We start from the raw sequence: 21,155 nt of genomic DNA, 5'->3' as shown, positions 1-21,155 counted from the left end.
TTAGCGTTGACTATAACGTTACTGGATCTCTAAACCTCTAAAAAGCCGATTCCTGAAGTGAGAACACTCTGTGGATCCCAGCGCTGCTTGAGGGCCTGCATGACTTTGAGTCCGTCGGGCTGGTAGCCCCAGCGTTCGATGTGACCGTTAAACGCGTCCGGGAGAGCGGTGACGAGGGCGTAGCCGTCCTGCTGGAGGGCAGGCGTGCGTAACTCCTCTACCCATGCCTGGGTGCTGGGTACGCTCTCGTCCTGTGAGGCTGCATAGATATGTCCGCTGTTGAAGTCGACCATGTAATCGTCGCGCTCCAGTACTGCTTGCTGTTGCCGGATATAGGAGAAGGCTTTCCTGGGGGAAACACCGACGCGCACATGCGTTCCCTCGCGTCGAAGGAATTGCTCCCAGGCATTGGTGGCGCTCCAGTTCTCAACTATCTGCGCTTCAGGTGCGCCAGCTTCGCGCAGGGCCTCCTGCACTTGTTGGAGTTCGGTCTCGACATCTTCGTGCAGTCCCTCGTCGCTATAGACCAGGGTATACGGTGAACCCTGTATATGCGGACCCTGATTACCATGGTAGAGGACAATACCAGAGCCGACGAGGGGATAGGCAAGCGCCGTCCTGGCCCAGTTCAGACCCTGTTGTAGATTATCTACTGGTATGACAAGCGTTTGCTGCTGGCGCGGAAGGCTCGAAACCTTGAGTGTGATGTCGCTCATCAGTCCCAGGGTGCCATAGGAGCCGACAAAAAGCCTGGTGATGTCGTAGCCCGCGACATTTTTAACGATGGGGCGACCTGTCCGAATGACACGCCCATCTGACAGTGCCACTGTCGCATAGAGCACGAGATCGCGTATGGAGCCGTAGCGCATGCGCAGAGGGGCATTGACGTTGCTCGCGATAATGCCGCCAATGGTGGCATCTGGCCAGGGAGATGTGATTGGCAGTTGTTTCTTCTCCTCGGCCAGGAAGTCCTGAATTTCACGGAGCGTTGTGCCAGCACCCACGGTAATATACATGTCGTCGCGGGCATATTCCTTGATGCCGCGCATATTCGCTGTGCTGATCTGCACTCCGGGTTGCTGGAGGCGCTTATGGTTGATATAAGCCTTCTGACGGCCTTCAGCGAGCGCGAGGAGCCCCTGCACAGCATCCTCAGCATTTTCGGGCGTGAAGACGTGCTCAGGCGTCTCTCTGTTTGTGGTGGCATCTTGATAGTCGAGGGTATAGCCCTTGAAAGGAGCCTGTGAACCAGGCTCTGGCGAGGGGAAGAGCTTGCCAGGATTGAGAATGTTCTTGGGATCAAATGCTTGCTTGATGTCCCACATGGCCATCAGTTCATGAGGCTTGTGCATGAGCGTCATAAACTCGCGTTTCTCGATCCCGATGCCGTGCTCACCGCTCAGGCTACCTCCCTTTTCAACACAGCACTGGACCATGTCGCGGCCAGCCATATGTACCCGGTGCATTAGCTCAGGATTGCCCGGCTCGGGTACCAGGATCATGGGGTGCAAATTACCATCACCAGCGTGAAGCAGGTGTCCTGCGCGCAGGTTATGCCGCTCGATTATTTGGTTGACCTCGCTCAGCGTCTCCGCCAGGCGGCTGCGAGGGACTGTAACATCGACGGTGTAATATGAAGGGCTCAGGCGTGTGACCGCGCCAGCGGCACTCTTGCGGGCTAGCCAGATACGAGCACGCTCATCTTCGCTATTGGCGATGCGGATATTCTTGCCACCGTTGGTAAGCAAGATTTGCTCGATTTCATGTATCTGCGTCCCCAGGCTTTCGGTATATCCATCGACTTCAATGATGAGAATGGCTCCAGCGTCCAGGGGAAGGCCTGCTTTGGCAAAGGGCTCGATGATGTGAGTGATTTTCTGATCCATCATCTCCATGGTAGCGGGAACCAGGCCAGCGGCGATAATGGCGGAGACCGCGACGCCTGCCTGCTCGACCGAGTCGAAGACGACGAGCATAGTTTTGACACCTGGCGGGTTGCGTTGCAGGCGCACCGTGATCTCGGTAATCATGCCCAGCATGCCCTCGCTACCGGTTAGTAGGCCGCAGAAGTCATATTCAGGATAATCAAAGGCGCTCCCTCCGGCGTAGATGATACTGCCATCGGCCAGGACTGCCTTGAGACCTGTCACATAGTTGGTGGTCACGCCATATTTAAAGCAATGGGGGCCGCCGGAGTTTTCCGCGACATTGCCGCCCATGGTAGAGGCGCGCTGACTGGATGGATCGGGAGGGAAATAGAGGCCATGTGCCCTGGCCTGTTCATCCAGGCGGAGATTGATGAGGGCTGGCTCGACGATGGCACTCCTCCCCAGGGTCTCTATCTCCAAAATATGATTCATATGTGCGAACTCGACGATGACGCCGCCTCGATCCGCGACCGCGCCGCCCGAGAGGCCTGTTCCTGCTCCCCGGGCAACCAGGGGAATATTGTGCTGGGCGGCCCAGCGTACAACGCGGGCGACCTCTTCTGTGGTGCGAGGAAAGACTACACCTTCGGGTTTGCCTCGATCGATGCCAGCATCTACCTCGTAGGCGATGAGCGTGGCCCTATCCACAAATACCTGCCCTTTGGGAAGGATGTGTTCAAGTGAGTGTTGTGCCGTCTCTTTCAGCATTGAAACCCCCCTCTTCCTAGATGGATCTTACTTCTTTCTGGCAGTATATAACATGGAGCATTAGTATTCGGTGTTTTTTTCGCGCCTGCGGCGCTCACAGAGTAAAGATATGAGCATGAAAAACCGGGCATTGCCCGGTTTTTCATGCTCATATCTTCCTATGAAGGGGTGTTGTATAAATTGAGGCCAAAAACACAAAGAGCGTTGACAACACAAGGTCTCTTGTTGTCAACGCTCTTGTCGATACCTGCCAAAGAAGTACTCCCTCAATTTTGCTGAGCCACGCTGGCCTGCTCCTGCTCCCCGTGCCGCTCGCCCTCTTGCTCGTGCTCAGGTCCGATCCTAGACCGCTCTCACTCACACCACAAGGACTCACCACACTTCGCGAAAAAACAGAATGGGAAACAAGCCGTACGATCATTAGTACTGCTCCGCTCCACCTGTTACCAGGCGTCCACGCGCAGCCTATCCACCAGGTCTTCTTCCTGGGATCTTGACTCTTCCAAGAGAGTGGGAAAAGTTATCTTCGGGTCGGCTTCGCGCTTAGATGCTTTCAGCGCTTATCCCTTCTTGACGTAGCTACCCAGCTCTGGAGGAGGCCCCCCAACTGGCGCACTAGCGGTCAAGCCATCTCGGTCCTCTCGTACTGAAGATGACTCCCCTCACTTTTCCGACGCCCACGACGGATAGAGACCGAACTGTCTCGCGACGTTCTGAACCCAGCTCGCGTGCCGCTTTCATGGGCGAACAGCCCAACCCTTGGGACCTACTCCAGCCCCAGGATGCGACGAGCCGACATCGAGGTGCCAAACCTTGCCGTCGATGTGAACTCTTGGGCAAGATAAGCCTGTTATCCCCGGGGTAGCTTTTATCCGTTGAGCCACACTCCTTCCACACGGGAATGTGGGATCACTAAGCCCGACTTTCGTCCCTGCTCGGCTTGTCTGCCTTACAGTCAAGCTCCCTTGTGCCTTTACACTCTACAGAGGGTGATGTCCATCCACCCTGAGGGAACCTTTGGGCGCCTCCGTTACTCTTTGGGAGGCGACCGCCCCAGTCAAACTACCCATCTGGCCCTGTTCACGTCCCGGATCACGGTGACGTGTGAGACACAAACCATGGTGAGAGTGGTATTTCACTGCTGCCTCCCTCACCCCCACAAGGATGAGTTCTTAAGCTCCCACCTATGCTACGCACACCATACTTCGTTTCCAGGCCAAACTGTAGTAAAGCTCCACGGGGTCTTTTTGTCCTGTCGTGGGTAACCCGTATCTTCACGGGTACTTCAATTTCGCCGAGTCCTCTGTCGAGACAGCGCTCAAGTCGTTACTCCTTTCGTGCGGGTCGGAACTTACCCGACAAGGAATTTCGCTACCTTAGGACCGTTATAGTTACGGCCGCCGTTCACCGGGGCTTAGATTCGTGGCTACGCACACCACTCCTCGTAACCTTCCGGCACTGGGCAGGAGTCAGCCCCTATACTTCCGCTTTCGCGTTCGCAGAGACCTGTGTTTTTGGTAAACAGTCGCTTGAGCCGATTTCTTGCAACCTTCTCACCATGTGTGCAAGCACACACAGCTACGCAGGCACCCCTTCTTCCAAAGGTACGGGGTTAATTTGCCGAGTTCCTTAACAGAGGGTCGCTCGATCACCTGGGGAGATTTCCCCCTGCCTACCAGTGTCGGTTTGCGGTACGGGCGGAACAATTTCTGGCGAGAGGCTTTTCTTGACGGCCTGGGGACCAATGACTTCCGCACCCTTGCGGGCGCTCGGCCTCAGTGTCACGCATAATGCAACCGGGATTTTCCTCGGTCACGCGCTTCAGCAGAGGCACCGATCCTGTCCATTCGATCGGCTCACCTTCCCTACCGCGTCCCCCCATTGCTCATAACGAAATGTTCCGGTGCAGGATTCTCTGACCTGCTTTCCATCGCCTACGGCATGACGCCCTCGGCTTAGGGCCCGACTCACCCTGGGACGATTGACGTTGCCCAGGAACCCTCAGGCATTCGGTGTGTCTGGTTCTCGCAGACATTACGCTACTCATTCCGGCATTCTCACTTCTCTTACCTCCACCAGTCCTTGCGGTCTGGCTTCTCAGGCGTCGAGAACGCTCCCCTACCAATACAGCGAAAAGCTGTATTCCACGGCTTCGGTACGATGCTTAAGCCTCGATACGTTGTCGGTGCCATTGCACTCGACCAGTGAGCTATTACGCACTCTTTAAATGATGGCTGCTTCTAAGCCAACATCCTGGCTGTTTGGGCGCATTGACCCCCTTTGACACTGAGCATCGATTTGGAGACCTTAGCCGATGGTCTGGGCTGTTTCCCTTTTGACGACGAAGCTTAGCCCCCGCCGTCTCACTCGCGATAAACACGTAGTGGCATTCGGAGTTTGAGTAGGGTTGGTAACCCGCACAGGGCCCCTAGCCTATCCAGTGCTCTACCTCCACCACGCTCTTGGTCGCGGCTGTACCTCAATACATTTCGGGGAGAACCAGCTATCTCCGTGTTCGATTAGCATTTCACCCCTACCCACAAGTCATCCCCCAGTTTTGCAACACTGGTGGGTTCGAGCCTCGACGGACTGTTACATCCGCTTCACTCTGCTCATGGGTAGCTCACACGGTTTCGGGTCGCATCGCCGCTACATACACGCCTGTTTGAGACTCGGTTGCCCTCTGGCTCCCCAGCTTTAGCGCTGGTTAACCTGCAACGTGCGATGCACTCGCCGGATCATTCTACAAAAGGCACGCCATCAGCCCTTGGTTCCTCATGGAACAGTGGCCTCTGACTGCTTGTGAGTACGTGGTTTCAGGGACTCTTTCATCCCCCTCTCGGGGTACTTTTCACCTTTCCCTCACGGTACTTGTTCGCTATCGGTCGCTGAAGTTCTTTAGCCTTGGAGGGTGGTCCCCCCAGCTTCCCACAAGATTGCACGTGTCTCGTGGTACTCAGGATTCTCCCCACACCCTTCTCCTCGTCCTCTACGGGACTCTCACCCCCTCTGGTGGCACGTTCCAATGCCTTCGAGTAAGGAAAAGTGTGCTGATGGAAGTCCTACAACCCCGCCTATTCACGAGGAATAGATGGTTTGGGCTCTTCCCGGTTCGCTCGCCACTACTACGGGAATCTCGGTTGATTTCTCTTACGCAGGCTACTGAGATGTTTCAGTTCACCCACGATCCTCCATATCGCCTATGTGTTCAGCGATAGGTCTCCAGACATAACTCTGGAGGGGTTGCCCCATTCGGAATCTCAGGGCTCATCGCTTGGATGCAGCTCCCCCTGAATGTTTCGCCGGTCTCCGCGTCCTTCATCGGTCTTCAGCGCCAAGGCATCCACCTCGTACTCTGTTTCGCTTGTTCTGCCTTGTCTGCTTCTTCTTGTTGGTCTGTTACCCTTGTTGTATGGGATCTCGGTCTTCTCTCTTCACTGTCACGAGCGTTGAATGACTCACGTCACGGTTGGGCACTTGCATGCCAACGTGCTCGCTCAGCAAAATTGAAGGATACTTCTTTGGTTGTTCAGGTACAATGCGGGCTTCGGAACTGGAAAAAACCAGCGGCCGAACCGCTCAAGAGTGGAAGCAGGGTATCAACGGACAGGTCGTTCCTGTTCGACCTGAGAGTGCACTCTCACGAGGAGAGTGATGACTCCCTAGAAAGGAGGTGATCCAGCCGCACCTTCCGGTACAGCTACCTTGTTACGACTTCACCCCAATCACCGACCCCACCCTCGACGCCTGCCTCTCCGAAGAGTTAGCCTGGCGGCTTCAGGTGTTGCCGACTTTCGTGGTGTGACGGGCGGTGTGTACAAGACCCGGGAACGTATTCACCGTAGTGTGCTGACCTACGGTTACTAGCAACTCCACCTTCATGCAGGCGAGTTTCAGCCTGCAATCTGAACTGAGACCAGGTTTTTGAGCTTGGCTCCCCCTCGCGGGTTGGCATCCCTTTGTTGCTGGCCATTGTAGCGTGTGTGTCGCCCAAGTCGTAAGGGCCGTGCTGACTTGACGTCATCCCCGCCTTCCTCCCGTGAGGGCAGTTCCGCCTAGAAGATGTAATAGGCAGTAGGGGTTGCGCTCGTTGCGGGACTTAACCCAACATCTCACGACACGAGCTGACGACAGCCATGCAGCACCTGTGCAAACGTCCCGAAGGAACAGCGCATTACCGCTGGTGCATCTGCATGTCAAGACTTGGTAAGGTTCTTCGCGTTGCATCGAATTAAACCACACGCTCCGCTGCTTGTGCGGGTCCCCGTCAATTCCTTTGAGTTTTAATCTTGCGACCGTACTCCCCAGGCGGACCACTTACTGCGTTTGCGACGGCACGGAAGGGGTCGATACCTCCCACACCTAGTGGTCATCGTTTACGGCTAGGACTACCAGGGTATCTAATCCTGTTCGCTCCCCTAGCTTTCGCACCTGAGCGTCAGATGCTTCCCAGGACACTGCCTTCGCCATTGGTGTTCCTCCGGATCTCTACGCATTTCACCACTCCACCCGGAATTCCGTGTCCCTCTGAAGCCCTCAAGTCTCGCCGTTTCCGAAGACCTTTCCCAGTTGAGCCGGGAACTGTCACTCCAGACGTACGAAACCGCCTGCGTGCGCTTTACGCCCAGTAACTCCGGACAACGCTCGCCCCCTACGTATTACCGCGGCTGCTGGCACGTAGTTAGCCGGGGCTTGTTCCTTGGGTACCGTCCGTTCTCGTCCCCAAGAAAAGCAGTTTACACTCCGAAAAGCGTCCTCCTGCACGCGGCGTTGCTCGTTCAGGGTTGCCCCCATTGACGAAAATTCCTCACTGCTGCCCCCCGTAGGAGTCTGGGCCGTTCTCAATCCCAGTGTGGCTGACCATCCTCTCAGACCAGCTACCGATCGTGGCCTTGGTGAGCTCTTACCTCACCAACAAGCTAATCGGCCACAGGCCCATCCCAAGGCGCCCTTGCGAGCTTTGTTCCCGGAGGAACATATGCGGTATTGTCGGCGATTTCTCGCCGGTATTCCTCACCTCGGGGCAGGTACCCATGTGTTACTCACCCGTCCGCCACTCCCTCTCTTGCGAGAGGGCGTTCGACTTGCATGTGTTAGGCACGCCGCCAGCGTTTATCCTGAGCCAGGATCAAACTCGCCATTCAAGTGATGAATGTATCTCACAGACACCAACAGGTATCTGTAATGATCATGTAGTTTGCGTCCAGGCTAGAAGCACGTTGTCGTTACTTCATTGCTTTGTTCGCAGAATTGACAGGAACGGTGTTCTTCACGATTGAGCGGTGCTCAATCAACGAAGTTCCGTTGTACTTCTGCATTCCACTCTTCAGTTGTTCAGGGTGCTCTGGTTCGTTCTTCTTTTGCTTGAACCGCAACCCGGCAAGCCCGTGAGCTTGCGCTTGTGTGTCGGGCGTTTCGAACTCTTGCAGCGTTTTCGCTGTTTTTGTTCGCTCGTCGACTGCTCCGGTAGTATCGCACACCGCCTGGGGTTTGTCAACCCCTTTTGCAAGGCTTTTTCGAAATCCGTTTTTTCGTTCTCGCTGTTCCCTGGCCTGCCAGTGGCAGATATGTGAACGTGGCGTGATCGGCTCAACAATTTCGTGTGCTTGTCGTTGGAGCGAGGGTAAGTATGCCATACGAAAAAGGGCTTGTCAATACTTTTCATGACCAATCTCAAAACCCTCTTTTCTCGATGATAAACGGTTTCTGTTGTGAGAAAGCCAATGTGTGGGGCTAAATTCATTGTGCGATGATATTGCAGAGTTATAATCGATATAAAAATATGGCTGTTTTTTTCGGGTCTGTTTTGAGCCATTCCACTTTTTAGCGAAAGTTTATTTTCAACCCCTGCAACGCTGAGCTGAAAAAAGAGGTGGCGGGGTAATGCCTATGACATTGCCCCGCCACCTCTTTTTTCATGAAGGTATGTGACCGTTATGGAGAAGCTATAGTTTAGCGTTCGCCCTTTTTGGGGAGGACCGCGCTAAAGGTGCCGCTCACTTTGACATCACCATTCTGATCGGCTGCCTGGACCTTGCCCGCAATGATAGCCTCGCCATTAACTTCGTTTTTCTCGGTGATGGTGCCGCTACAGGTGATAGTGTCGCCGAGATGGGTCATACCTTTAAAGCGGACGTTAAACTTGCGGAGCGCGGTTGGCCCCACATAGTCACTTAACATCTGTCCCACAAAGCCCATAATGAGCATACCATGGGCGATAATACCACCTGTACCAACCGCTTCGCCTACCGCAGGGTCGGTGTGAAGTGGATTGAAGTCTCCCGAGGCTCCCGCGTAGCGCACCAGGCGTTGCAGGGTCATGGGGTCTTTGGTGAGGGTGGGAATCTCGTCCCCAACCTGGACATCTTCAAAATAGCGCCTGGCTGCTGGCTGTGTATCTGTGGCCATGGCTGGCTTCTCCTTTGCTCTTTTATGATCTTGTTACTAACTGGCTTGTATGCGTACGATTACCATCGTGCGGGCAACTAGAACCTCCTGCTGATCCTGGTTGCTATAGCGTGTCTCCAGGGTGACGATGTCCATGCCAGAGCCATCCTTGCCACGGCGCGACTTTCCACTGGCAATCGTTGTGGTGCCCGTCAGTTTATCGCCAGGATAGATGGGGGCTAAATATTCGTATTCTTCTTCTCCATGAAGAATACGTTCGATTTCTAGTCCAGTAGATCTCAATTGCTCATTGAGCTGGGCGTTGCCCCAGAAATTAAAGATGGTGGGGGCGGTAGGAAAAAGCGGTATATCGCGGTAGCCAGCGGCCTGTGCAGCCTCGCGGCTGGTATAGATAGGGTTCTCATCGCCTATGGCGAGCGCAAGCTCCTGGATCTTGCAGCGCTCTACCTCGATGTGGAAAGGAGGAAAGCTCTGACCAACTTTACTGGTATCAAACATATATTTTCTTTTCGCTCCTCTATAAAGTACTTCTTGTGGACAGTATCAGACTTTCATTTTGCGTTGTCAAGCGATCCCGGCTCGCAAGCTCGCCTCTTGATAAGTTATATGGTGGTGTGGTTGCGGGCTGGCTCTGCCAGCCCGCAACCACACCACCATATAACTTATCCATTTGCTTTGTTGCTTCGTTAGTAGTAGGTAGAGCTGCAATTTTCGATCTATTATTTGGTGGAGTATTACTATGAATGAACCTCATCGACAGAGGAAGCATTTGCTAAGGAAGCTTTCCTTCGCGGCTACTTGGCTTCTGTGTCTATGTTTACTACTGAATGCCTGCGCTCAGCAGGTTTCTATAGCTCCTCAGACAACGGCCACACCTCAATTTCCTGCTGGACCAGTTCCTACCCCGATTGTGCTTGATGATGCTATGTTGATTCAACGCATAGTTCAGCATATGAGCCTGGAGCAGAAGCTGGGCCAGATGGTGATTGTGGAGTTTAATGGCTCGACGCTTGATGATACTTTGCGCCAGATGCTACAGAAATATGACGTCAGCGGTGTATTGATCGAGAATAAAAATGGCAATGCGCAGACACGTGAGCAGCTCACAGTTTTGAATAAGGCTATGCAACAGGCAGCACTTTTTCCGCTTTTTATTACGACTGATTATGAAGGCGGCGTCGTTAATGAGTTGCGACGTATTACGGGTGAGCGCCCATCAGAAGCTACTATTGGGGCCAGCGGTGACCCCCAAAAGGCCTATCAGGCGGGGAGTAGTGCCGCCAGGGATTTAAGTGGATTGGGCCTCAACGTGAATTTTATGCCTACAGTGGATGTGCTGACAAATCCTAATAATCCCGGTTTACCCCAGCGCACCTTTGGCTCTAGTGCGACCCTGGTCACAAATATGGGGCGTGCCTACCTTAAAGGTTTGAATGAAGGCGGTGTCGTGGGATGCCTGAAGCATTTTCCGGGCCTGGGTAGCGCTAACCTGGACCCCCATCGCTCGCTGCCATATATGGATCGCAGCCTGGAGACCCTCAACCAGGTAGACCTTGTTCCCTATCGCACAATGATCGGCGAAGGCGTGGTGCCAATGGTCATGGTGACTCATATTCTCAATCCTCAGCTGGACCCACAATTGCCTACATCACTTTCGCCAAACGTCGTGACTAATATTCTTCGTAAACAGTTGAATTTCCAGGGCGTGATTATTAGCGATACCCTCTGGATGGGTGGTGTAAGTAACACGTATGATCTATCACACGCGGCAGTCCTGGCTGTCAAAGCAGGCACGGATCTTCTGCTGGGTCCGCGTGGACTTACTGAGACCGCGACCATGCTTGAAGGGCTGGCCCAGGCCGTCCATAGCGGGACGATTACTACGCAGCAGATCGACGCCTCTGTCACACGCATCCTTGCGCTGAAGCTAAAGTACAATATCATTTCGCATGAGCAGGCCCTGCTGCTGGCAGGTGTGCTGGAGCCTGGCGAGCAGCAGAAATAGGCGCTCTGATTAGAAGTTTTTTTATTGGACGCGGGTGAAGTTGGCAAAGTTGGCGACGCGCATCTCTTCTACCTTGCCTTCGGCGTTCAGGACAAAGGTGATAAGATCCTCGCCAACCAGGGGTTTGCGCCACTGGGCTTTAAATGTATCGTAGTGCCAGTGTTCCAGGTCCGCGTACTTGGAGCCAAAGCGGAAGGTGAGCTTACTGCCCTCTTTATTGATGAAGGCTCGGCCATAGAAGGCGTCCTCATATTCGCCCACGTAGCCCACTGGATCTAGCGAAGGGTGAGTGTTGCTTATCTGCTGGCTAATGCGATCCTTGCGCTCCAGGCTCATCCACTCCTTAACCTGCTTCTCCTGCTGTCTCTTCATCTGAAGGAACTCTTCGCTCCAATCACGTTCGGGTAGCTCAAGGAAACTATCAAAGACCTTCTGCTTAAGCGCGATCAGGGGCCACCTGGACTGAAAACCATTGGCGAGGGCGACGATGCCTAGCTGCTTCTCTGGCAGTATAGCGATGAGCGCCTCCATTCCTGGCATTGCTCCACTGTGATCGATAACTTTTTGCCCACAGTAATCCGCGAGGAACCAGCCCAGGCCATAGCAGACAAAGTTCGAGCCGGGGTGATCCAGCTGCATCAAGGGTGATTGATGGACGATCTGGGGTGTGTGTAGTTCGTTGATGACCTCTGAACTTAAAATCTTCTTCTGTTTAAAGGTGCCTTTTCCCAGTTGCAGGCGTATCCACTGGGCCAGGTCAAGCACATTCGAGGTGATACCGCCACCGGGTCCTACGTTATCTGGAATGCTATAGATGTAGGGATCAGGGGCGTTATCGTTCTCTATATGAGGGATCGCGACGTTGCGTGTGTGCAGCGCCGAGGCGCGAGTGGTGCCACTGGCGCTCATGCCAAGCGGTTTGAAGAAGCGCTCTTTTATAAATGTGTCCCAGGGGCGCCCGGTAACGGCGGCGACAACCTGGCCCGCGATGGTGAACATAAAGGTAAAGGCGCCCTGGCGCGTGCGAAAGCTGTAGCTGGGTTTGAGATAGCGCAGGCGATAAATAACCTCGTTGCGATCAAAGTCGCCCCCTTCCCGCATCAGGTCGCCACCGTCCAGGCCGCTTCTCGCGCAGAGCAGGTCGCGTATGGTCAGCTCTTGTGTCACATAGGGATCATAGAGCTGGAAATCTGGCAGATACTTGATCACAGGATCATCCCACTGAAGTTTCTCTTCATCGACGAGCAGCCCAATGGCTGCCGCGGTGAAGGTTTTCGTGACCGATGAGATGCCAAAAATAGTATGCTCGCTGATTGCTTTATGCTCGCCTGCTTTGCGGATACCATAGCCTTTCGCGAAGATGGTTTCATCATCTTTGACAATGGCCAGCGCAAGCCCTGGGATATGCCAATCTGTGAGCATCTTCCCAATGTAATCGTCCAGGTCTGGGAGCAGTTCTTGCCGTACATACGTGGAAAGCGATGTCTGTGCTTGCATGTTATCCTCTCCTAATGCTTTAGCTTTATGGCTTTGCATAATGACGCCCGTTGGAACACATTACAATACTTCGGTAATTTTCTGCCGCGCGCTATGGAATTGTATCCTCTTGCCAGGAGTCTTGTCCATCTTGCTCCTATTTATAGGATACTCAGCACCCGGTAATAGGATATATGGAGGGCACATTCAGTGTATATGTCGTTATCTCTTAAGTGTATTACGATAGCGTAGCCTTTCTGGCTATAGAGCGGTAGAGGGCACCTTATTCTGGCTTGCAATGCTAGCTAGCTAACACTATTTGGTCATTCCAGGCCCTGTGAGCAGCCCTGTTTTCCAGGGTGTGGTATAATTTACCAAATTGACCCCTCCCCTAGGGCTTTTTTGTGAGAGGAGTAAGGTGAGGCGCGTGTTCCCTACTAGAACCTGTCGCGCTTCATTAGTGACATATGTTTCGAAAAATTCTAATCGCCAATCGTGGTGAAATCGCGCTGCGTGTCATCCGGGCCTGTCGGGAGATGGGTATACGCAGCGTCATTGTTCACTCCGAGGCTGACCGCGATTCGCTTCCTGTACGCCAGGCTGATGAGCGTATCTGCATCGGCCCCGGCCCCAGTGGGAAGAGTTATCTTAACATTCCCAATATTATTAGTGCCGCACTTATTTCTAACGCGGAAGCAATTCATCCCGGCTATGGTTTTCTCTCTGAGAATACCAGCTTTGCTGAGATCTGTAAGGATGTCAATATTACCTTTATTGGCCCCTCGGCGAGTGTCATGTCCGTCATGGGCGATAAGGTATCCGCGCGCGAGGCCATGATCAAGGCCGGTCTGCCCACGCTTCCCGGTACCCCTGTTTTGCGCACGCTCTCTGAAGCTCAGGATGCCGCGCGCGAGATTGGTTTCCCGCTGATGCTGAAGGCCGTGGCGGGTGGCGGTGGTCGTGGTATTCGCCTCATCAACAAGCCTGAGGAGTTTGATCGCGTCTTCACCGTGGCTCAAAATGAGGTCCGCGAGGCCTTCCGCGACGATGGTATCTATCTTGAGCGCTATGTTGCCAAGGCGCGCCACGTCGAGATCCAGGTCCTGGTGGATAACTATGGCCATGGTGTACACCTGGGCGAGCGTAACTGCTCTTGCCAGCGTCGTAACCAGAAGGTACTTGAGGAGTCTCCGAGCCCGATTCTGCCGCGTGAGCTGTGCGAGGAGATGGGCCAGAAAGCCATTCGCGCCGTTCAGGAGGTCGGTTATCGCAACGCGGGTACGCTAGAGTTCCTGGTGGATGAGCAGAATCGCTACTACTTCATGGAGATGAATACTCGCCTCCAGGTGGAGCATCCTGTGACGGAGTTGGTGACCGGCATTGACCTGGTGAAGGAGCAAATTCGTATTGCCTCGGGCCTTCCCCTGCAACTCAAGCAGGAGGATATTAAGTTCCGGGGCCACGCGATTGAGGTTCGCATCACCGCTGAGGATGCCGACGCCGATTTTCGCCCACAGACTGGCGTGGTTGAGAATTACCAGGTTCCTGGCGGACCTGGCGTGCGCGTCGATAGCCACCTCTACTCGGGCTACGAAATTCCTCCGCACTATGATTCGTTGCTTTCAAAGCTTATTGTCTGGGCTGAGACACGTAACGAAGCCATCGCTCGTATGCAGCGTGCGCTCGATGAATATGAGATCGAAGGCTTGACGACGACGATCCCCTTCCATAAACGCTTGCTCAGTCATGAGGGTTTTATCCAGGGAGATACGTATACACGCTTTATTCAAGAAGAGGCCACTGCTCTAGGTATTGGCTAACTGTATCGGGAGGGGGAGAGAGCCAGCCGGAGGCGCGGTTCCCGGCTCGGGCTTGGTGGGGTGTGATAAACCGCTTACTTCATAAGGATTTTACTTCTTTTATGTAAACTACAGGAGGTGACTTCGTGTCTCGCGTAGTTGTAACCGGATTAGGACTGGTTACCTCGTTGGGTAACGACCTGGCTTCCTCGTGGGAGGCACTCTGTCAGGGCAAGTCTGGTGTTGGTGAGATTACTTCTTACGATACCGAACGCTTTCGAGTGCATTTTGCCGCTCAGATTAAGAACTTCGATCCCACTCCCTATATGGATCGCAAGGAAATTCGGCGCAATGATCCCTACGAGCAGCTCGCCATCGCCACGACCAAGCAGGCATTGGCTCAGGCTGGTTTAGAGATTTCAAATGATATTGCCGACGAGGTCGGCGTGTATATTGGCAGCGGTATTGGTGGCCTGGTCACGCTGCACGATCAGTTTACGGTCCTGCATGAGCAGGGGCCAGATCGTATCAGCCCGTTCTTCATCAATATGATGATCGTCGACGGCGCGCCTGGCATCGTTTCGATTATGACTGGTGCGCGTGGTCCGAACTGGGCCGCGGTCTCCGCCTGTGCGACCAGCGGAAATACGATTGGTGAGGCCTGGGAGACCATTCGTCGCGGTGACGCAAAGGTTATGATCGCGGGCGGCTCCGAGAAGGCGGTCACGCCTATCTCGATGGCGGCCTTCGATAATATGAAAGCGCTCTCGCGGCGTAACGATGATCCGCAGGGTGCCAGCCGTCCCTTTGATGGCACGCGTGATGGTTTCGTGATGGGTGAAGCCTCGGGCATGCTGATTCTGGAGGACCTGGAGTTTGCTAAAGCGCGTGGCGCGACTATTCTGGCTGAGCTAGTTGGCTATGGTAGCACGGGCGACGCGAGCCATATTACCGCGCCCGCTCCCGGTGGCGAGGGCCTGGTGCGCGCGATGCGCCGCGCCTTGCAGAAGGCCAACCTGCGCCCTGACCAGGTCGACTATATCAACGCGCATGGTACCTCCACTCCGTTTAATGATAGTACTGAGACGCAGGCCATCAAGACCACCTTCGGTGAGCATGCCTACAAGGTCGCTATCAGCTCGACCAAGTCCATGACGGGCCACACACTCGGCGCGGCTGGGGCGGTTGAGTCAGTGATCTCGATTCAGAGCATCCTGAATGGCATTATTCCGCCGACTATCAATCTGCATCATCCCGATCCAGAGTGTGATCTCGACTATGTGCCTAATGAGGCGCGTCACGCGACCGTCAATGTGGCCATGTCGAACTCCATGGGTTTTGGTGGTCATAATACCTGCTTAATATTCAAGCGATACGAAGAGTAATAGGTTATGAAGACTGAGAATCATGAGCAGTGGCTGGAGCGTGTTGAGAAACTGATCCAGGTCCTTGAGGGGAGTTCTATTGGTGAGCTGGAACTTGCCGAAGGGGAGTTGGAGATTACGATTAAACGCGATCCAGGTATGGTACTGGTCTCTGCCCCTACCGTCTCAGGACCGGTAGCCATCGCGGGGGCACCGGCTCCACGCGCTCAGAAGGCGGACACAACCGTCGCGGTCAACGCGCCTCTTACAGGTGTGTACTATTCCGCGGCCTCGCCCTCCTCTCCATCGTTCGTCAATATTGGCGAAACGATTCACGTTGGTCAGGTCGTGGCGCTCGTTGAGTCGATGAAAGTCTTCAATGAGGTCGTGTCCGAGGTTTCTGGTCGCGTTACCGCCCTGGTGGCGAAGAGCGGAGATGTGGTGCAGAAGGGCGCGCCGCTTATTCGCGTCGAGCCCCTATAAATAATTTCTGTTTGAAAGTGAGGTGCCCCTGGCTGCCTGCGGTAGCCAGGGGCACCTCACTTTCAAACAGAATAATTTGCGTAACGAGTTCTTTAGCGGCGAGCATCCTGCTCTTCGTCAAAGGTTTGGGCCTCTTCCACCATGTAGCCTGCGTGGCGCAGGCGGCGCAGTAGTTCTTCGCACTGTGCCCGGTTGCGCGTCTCCAGCGTAATTGTTTCCTCGCGCTGCATAATGGGCAGGCGCTCGGTGATGCGTTGATAGCGTACGTCGATGACGTTGATACGCATCTCGGCGATGATGTTGAGCAGGCGCATCAGCTCGCCTGGCTTGTCGTCGAGGCGTGTGTGGATGACGAAGTAGCGACCCGAGACCGCCAGTCCATGCTCAATAAAACGCCCAACAAGGTTGATGTCGATATTGCCGCCTGTGAGCGGCACGAGCACCTTTTTTCCCGGCAGCTTGACGACGCCACTCAGGAGAGCGGCCAGGCCAATCGCGCCCGCGCCCTCGACGACCATCTTGCTGCGCTCCATGAGCAGGAGCACGGCCTTGATGATATCCTCGTCGCTGACCAGGACGACATCATCGACGAGCTGCTTGATAATGGAGAATGTCAGCTCGCCCGGGCGCTTGGTTGCGATACCATCGGCGATGGTACTGATAGCGGGGAGCGTAACTGGTGTACCACCGTCGAGCGAGGCACGACAGCTGGGCGCGCCCGCAGCCTGCACACCGATGATTTTAATGTCGGGTTTGAGCGCGCGCGCGGCGATGGCGATGCCCGCGATCAAGCCACCCCCTCCGATGGGGACAAGAATGGCGTCGGCATCGGGGAGATCATTGAGCATCTCTAAACCCAGGGTGCCTTGCCCCGCAATGACATCCGGATCGTCGAATGCATGGATAAAAGTCGCGCCGCTCTCACGCTGTAGCTCACAGCAATACTTATAGGCGTCATCATAGGTGCTGCCGTAGAGCTCGACGGTCGCGCCATATTCCTGAGTGGCGACGACCTTGGCCAGGGGCGCGCCCTCCGGCATGACGATGGTGCAGGGAATCTGGTGCTGAGCCGCGGCGATGGCTACGCCTTGCGCGTGATTGCCCGCCGAAGCCGCGATCACGCCAGCTTTATATTGTTCAGGAGTAAGTCGCGAAATTTTATATGCCGCCCCACGTGCCTTGAACGAACCTCCACGCTGTAAATGTTCAGCTTTGAGATAGACATCCGCCCCGGTCATCCGCTGATAGGTTCGTGATGGCGTGAGAGGCGTATGATGCATAATAGGCTTGAGGAACTTATAAGCCTGCCAAATATCGGCGATAGTGACTGGTAATGGTGGCGTCTCGACCAGGGCAGGTAGCCGGGTGGTACCTGTTGTCGAGTCATGTTCGATAAGCATAAGACTGACGACTCCTTTCAACCCTCCGCATGCCACACCACGACCTTTGTGGTTTTGCGTAATTGCCGGTTCTCCATGCAGCTTTGCATCTGTGACTTGCAGAGCATTATAACATGCCATGTCATGGTAGACAAAAGGCTGTGACGTTCATGGCGATGTACTTGTATGCGCTTGCCTTGCGCTTCCGTCTTCATTGATCGGTTTTGCTATATTTATAGGTAGAGTAGTCACTCCTTATATGTACGATTATACCCACGCCTGTGTGTCACAGAGTTTCAATACTGATGCGCGGTTGCGTTGAGGAGATCGTCACCGTACTGGGTCGCCTCCGTCAAAGTATCGGGGGGACCAGCGTTGTTGGGGTTGGCTCTGGATGTTTGATCCTGGTAGCTGGAGGCATGGGGGATAATTGGTCGATCTCTCCGATGACTATGTAGAAGCGTTTGGGAGAGCTCCTATCACATTTCATCGGAGAGAGGGTCGCTAGCCAGCACACATGTTACGTTGCTTCTTTCATGTCAAATCAATTTACACACGCTTTTGATAGACCCTCATGGCAAAGATGTAGGCCACGAGCAGAATGCCGACACACCATGCCAGCGCCACCCAGATCTCATTGGAGACTGGCTGTCCGGCCAGTAACGCACGGATGCTGTTCACGATCGCTGTTACCGGCTGGTTTTCAGCAAAGACCCGGACGACAAATGGCATCGATTTGGTGGGCACAAATGCCGAGCTGATAAAGGGCAGGAAGATGATTGGATACGAAAAGGCACTTGCCCCGTCGACCGATTTGGCGGTCAGTCCGGGAATCACCGCCACCCAGGTTAACGCCAGCGTAAACAACGCGAGGATGCCAACGACGGCCAGCCAGGATAGGATGCCCGCCGATGAACGAAAGCCCATCAGCAACGCGACGAGGACGATGACCACCAGCGAAATCGCGTTGGAGACCATTGAGGTCAGGACGTGCCCCCACAGCATGGTGGAAGGGGCAATCGGCATGGAGCGAAAGCGCTCAATGATCCCCTTCTGCACATCGGTAAACAAGCGGTACGCGGTATAGGAGATTCCGCTCGAAATGGCGATTAATAAGATCCCAGGTAACAAGTAATTGACATAATTGTCTGTCCCGGTTTGAATGGCACCGCCGAATACATACACGAAGAGCAACATAAACATAATCGGCATGATTGTGACCGTGATGATAGTATCCATACTGCGGAAGATATGCCGCATGGAACGACCAAGCATGACGCTCATATCGTTGAAAAAGTGGTTCTGTACCCGACTTCCTGAGTTGTTATGCCCTATGGTTTCCTGTTTCTGTATCGCTTCCATTTACTTTCCCTCCTTTTTGCCAATGATGGCCAGAAAGATCTCCTCCAGGGTCGGTTGTTTTTCCACATACTCCTTTTGAGCAGGGGGAAACAACTGTTTGAGCTCTGCGAGCGTGCCGCTGGCAATGATTGTGCCCTCGTGGAGAATGGCAATGCGATCCGCTAGCTGTTCCGCCTCGTCCAGGTACTGCGTGGTCAATAAGACGGTGATGCCACTATCCGCCAGCTCCTTCACCACGTTCCACACCTCGATACGCGCCTCGGGGTCCAGCCCGGTGGTTGGCTCATCAAGAAACAGGATCGGCGGTGTCCCCACCAGGCTCATGGCCAGGTCCAGCCTGCGGCGCATCCCGCCGGAATAGGTCGCTGCACGACGGTTGGCGGCCTCGGTTAAACCGAAGCGTGTTAGCAACTCGTCGGACACCTGGCGCGGTTGTTTGAGATGGCGCAGTTTAGCGATCATCATAAGGTTCTCTCGTCCGGTCAAAATTTCATCTACCGCAGCAAATTGCCCGGTTAAACTGAATGATTGCCGCACGTGGGCTGGCTGTGACGTCACATCAAAGCCGTTGACGATGGCTGTTCCGCCATCCTGTTTGAGTAGCGTGGTGAGAATTTTGATGAGTGTTGTCTTGCCCGCGCCGTTGGAGCCAAGCAGGGCAAAAATGCTGCCCTGCTCCACGCTGAGATTCACGCCTTTTAAAACCTCGAGATTCTTGTATGATTTCCGTAGATCGTTTACCTGAATGGCAATATTTGGCACAATTTTCTCCTTATGCTAGAACAGTCACCTTCGAGACATCGGCTCCCAGGCCTTTGAGCGCAGCATATGTGAGCTTATCCATCATCGCGCCGTCAAAGTGAATGGATTGGATGGCACGCTTCTGAGACCATATGCCAACCGAGCGGAACGACACATTTTTGAGGGTCGCACCCTGAAACGATACATCCTTGAGTGCTGGCAGCTCAAATATGATGCCAACAAAGGTCTGTCCATCAAAGCGCTGTCCGCTCAGATCGGAATAGTGGAAGTCGACGCCGAGAAAAGTACAATCTTCAAAGATGGTTTTTCGCAAGTCGGTCGTAGTAAATTTGACATCCGTCAACGTGACGCCGATGAATTTTGCTCGATCCAGTCCTGCCGCGCCGAAGTTGGTGCGCACAAGGATGGCTTTACTGAAGTTAGCATCTGTAAGTTCAAGGGCGGAGAAGTTGCAATCGGTCAGATTGGCGCCAGAAAAATTAGCTTCACGGACATCACTGCCTGAAAACGAGCTACCGGTCAAGTCTGCGCCCGAAAAGTCTGAGCCGCGCAACATGCTCCCTTGAAACTTACCTTGACGCGCCGTAACGCCTGCGAAGTCGCTCTGTGGCAGATTGCTCCCACTCAAGTTGATAGCTACCTGCCGCTCCAGCGAGCGGGAGAGGTTGGCAACCTCCAGGACGGTTTGCTCAATGTCGCCGATACTCTCGATGGTCATGGCAAAGGCGGTTTCATCATCCTTGCCCTCGGCTTTCAGTTCACGGAAGCGCTCCTGCAAATCCGAGAGCAGATCCGACTTTAATTCGCTCGCGCTTTTGACTCCCTCATATGGAGCAAACACACCATTGACATAGCTGGTCAATTTCTCGTTCATAACAATCCCTTTCCTTTACAAGAGGTTCTCTAGCACGCCCTTTGCGTAATCCCAGTTGCTTTTATTGCGCTCGTAAGTTGCTTTCCCTTTGTTTGTAATGCGGAAGTATTTCCTCCTGCCGCCTTGCGATTCATCGCCCCAATACCACTCGATATCCCCGTCTGCCTCAAGCCGCCGAACGCTGGAGTACATGGTAGCTTCCTTGAGTTCATATTCTCCACCCGAGCGCTCAGCAATCAGCTTAACGATCTCGTAGCCGTAGCGGTCAGCTTCCGCTAAGAGGCGTAGAATCATCGTATCGGTATGGCCGCGTAGCAGGTCGGAGGTCAGTTTGTTTTCACTCATCTCATTACCTCATGTTTGGAGTATACACTACACTACTGTGATTGTCAATGTAGTATTTTTGTTGTTGTATTTTGTGTGATGAACAAATCCTCTGTTCTTTCCGACTTCTTAATAATCAGCTTGACAATCTCATAACTTGTAGTTGGAGTATACGTCACATTGCTATGATTGTCAAGGTACTATTTCAATTGAAATACTTTACTCGGTAAACAAGTGCTCGGCTGCATAAAAATTGTCGGGTGTCTTAGTCCTCTCTCCACCA

At 53.9% G+C, this 21,155-nt stretch carries 14 protein-coding genes and 2 rRNA genes; 4 read left to right on the top strand and 12 right to left on the bottom strand.

The genetic code is table 11. The features are described 5' to 3' along the window. Nucleotides 1–29: 29 nt before the first annotated feature. From KTE_RS13150 to KTE_RS13125, 6 genes are all read right to left on the bottom strand, one after another. Entirely contained in the window at nucleotides 30–2,636 is a 2,607-nt protein-coding gene (locus KTE_RS13150; protein ID WP_201381573.1) for an FAD-binding oxidoreductase, read from the bottom strand. Between the two features lie 400 nt (nucleotides 2,637–3,036). Beyond that, nucleotides 3,037–6,006: ribosomal RNA gene (locus KTE_RS13145) — 23S ribosomal RNA — on the bottom strand. A gap of 296 nt (nucleotides 6,007–6,302) precedes the next feature. Then, nucleotides 6,303–7,780, bottom strand: a 16S ribosomal RNA gene (locus KTE_RS13140). The 16S and 23S rRNA genes sit together here, the layout of an rRNA operon. A gap of 81 nt (nucleotides 7,781–7,861) precedes the next feature. After that, nucleotides 7,862–8,272: a hypothetical protein gene (locus KTE_RS13135; protein ID WP_201381571.1), complete on the bottom strand. Its 411-nt coding sequence runs from the start codon at nucleotides 8,270–8,272 to the stop codon at nucleotides 7,862–7,864. 316 nt (nucleotides 8,273–8,588) lie between these two features. After that, nucleotides 8,589–9,044: a MaoC/PaaZ C-terminal domain-containing protein gene (locus KTE_RS13130; RefSeq protein WP_201370282.1), complete on the bottom strand. Its 456-nt coding sequence runs from the start codon at nucleotides 9,042–9,044 to the stop codon at nucleotides 8,589–8,591. Between the two features lie 36 nt (nucleotides 9,045–9,080). Further along, on the bottom strand, nucleotides 9,081–9,542 hold the full coding sequence (locus KTE_RS13125) for a MaoC family dehydratase N-terminal domain-containing protein (RefSeq protein ID WP_201370283.1): 462 nt from the start codon (nucleotides 9,540–9,542) through the stop codon (nucleotides 9,081–9,083). Nucleotides 9,543–9,783: 241 nt separating this feature from the next. On the opposite strand from KTE_RS13125, the gene KTE_RS13120 reads away from it, so the two are divergent. Beyond that, complete coding sequence (locus tag KTE_RS13120; protein ID WP_201381569.1) at nucleotides 9,784–11,049, top strand: glycoside hydrolase family 3 protein; 1,266 nt, start codon at nucleotides 9,784–9,786, stop codon at nucleotides 11,047–11,049. 21 nt (nucleotides 11,050–11,070) lie between these two features. Here KTE_RS13120 and KTE_RS13115 read toward each other — a convergent pair whose 3' ends face one another. Continuing rightward, entirely contained in the window at nucleotides 11,071–12,546 is a 1,476-nt protein-coding gene (locus KTE_RS13115; RefSeq protein WP_201381567.1) for a serine hydrolase, read from the bottom strand. A 446-nt stretch (nucleotides 12,547–12,992) separates the two neighbouring features. On the opposite strand from KTE_RS13115, the gene accC reads away from it, so the two are divergent. The 3 genes from accC to KTE_RS13100 all read left to right on the top strand — a co-directional run bounded on the left by accC (nucleotide 12,993) and on the right by KTE_RS13100 (nucleotide 16,171). Continuing rightward, nucleotides 12,993–14,345 carry an acetyl-CoA carboxylase biotin carboxylase subunit gene (gene accC / locus KTE_RS13110; RefSeq protein ID WP_201370286.1) on the top strand — a complete coding sequence of 451 codons (1,353 nt, stop codon included), beginning with the start codon at nucleotides 12,993–12,995 and terminating at the stop codon, nucleotides 14,343–14,345. A gap of 125 nt (nucleotides 14,346–14,470) precedes the next feature. Then, complete coding sequence (fabF, locus tag KTE_RS13105) at nucleotides 14,471–15,709, top strand: beta-ketoacyl-ACP synthase II (RefSeq protein ID WP_201381565.1); 1,239 nt, start codon at nucleotides 14,471–14,473, stop codon at nucleotides 15,707–15,709. A 6-nt stretch (nucleotides 15,710–15,715) separates the two neighbouring features. After that, complete coding sequence (locus KTE_RS13100) at nucleotides 15,716–16,171, top strand: biotin/lipoyl-containing protein (RefSeq protein ID WP_201381563.1); 456 nt, start codon at nucleotides 15,716–15,718, stop codon at nucleotides 16,169–16,171. Nucleotides 16,172–16,263: 92 nt separating this feature from the next. Here KTE_RS13100 and ilvA read toward each other — a convergent pair whose 3' ends face one another. The 5 genes from ilvA to KTE_RS13075 all read right to left on the bottom strand — a co-directional run bounded on the left by ilvA (nucleotide 16,264) and on the right by KTE_RS13075 (nucleotide 20,893). Continuing rightward, nucleotides 16,264–17,571: a threonine ammonia-lyase gene (gene ilvA, locus KTE_RS13095; RefSeq protein ID WP_201381561.1), complete on the bottom strand. Its 1,308-nt coding sequence runs from the start codon at nucleotides 17,569–17,571 to the stop codon at nucleotides 16,264–16,266. Nucleotides 17,572–18,099: 528 nt separating this feature from the next. Continuing rightward, nucleotides 18,100–18,912 carry an ABC transporter permease gene (locus KTE_RS13090; protein WP_305068545.1) on the bottom strand — a complete coding sequence of 271 codons (813 nt, stop codon included), beginning with the start codon at nucleotides 18,910–18,912 and terminating at the stop codon, nucleotides 18,100–18,102. After that, nucleotides 18,913–19,674, bottom strand: a complete 762-nt coding sequence (locus KTE_RS13085; RefSeq protein ID WP_201381558.1) for an ABC transporter ATP-binding protein — start codon at nucleotides 19,672–19,674, stop codon at nucleotides 18,913–18,915. 10 nt (nucleotides 19,675–19,684) lie between these two features. After that, nucleotides 19,685–20,548, bottom strand: a complete 864-nt coding sequence (locus KTE_RS13080) for a pentapeptide repeat-containing protein (protein WP_201381556.1) — start codon at nucleotides 20,546–20,548, stop codon at nucleotides 19,685–19,687. A gap of 15 nt (nucleotides 20,549–20,563) precedes the next feature. Next, nucleotides 20,564–20,893: a PadR family transcriptional regulator gene (locus KTE_RS13075; protein WP_201381554.1), complete on the bottom strand. Its 330-nt coding sequence runs from the start codon at nucleotides 20,891–20,893 to the stop codon at nucleotides 20,564–20,566. Nucleotides 20,894–21,155: the final 262 nt, after the last annotated feature.

The organism is Ktedonobacter sp. SOSP1-85, from assembly GCF_016587415.1.
Lineage (GTDB): Bacteria > Chloroflexota > Ktedonobacteria > Ktedonobacterales > Ktedonobacteraceae > Ktedonobacter.
Note: the sequence above shows the minus strand (reverse complement) of the source record. Positions and strands in the feature narration are given on the sequence as shown.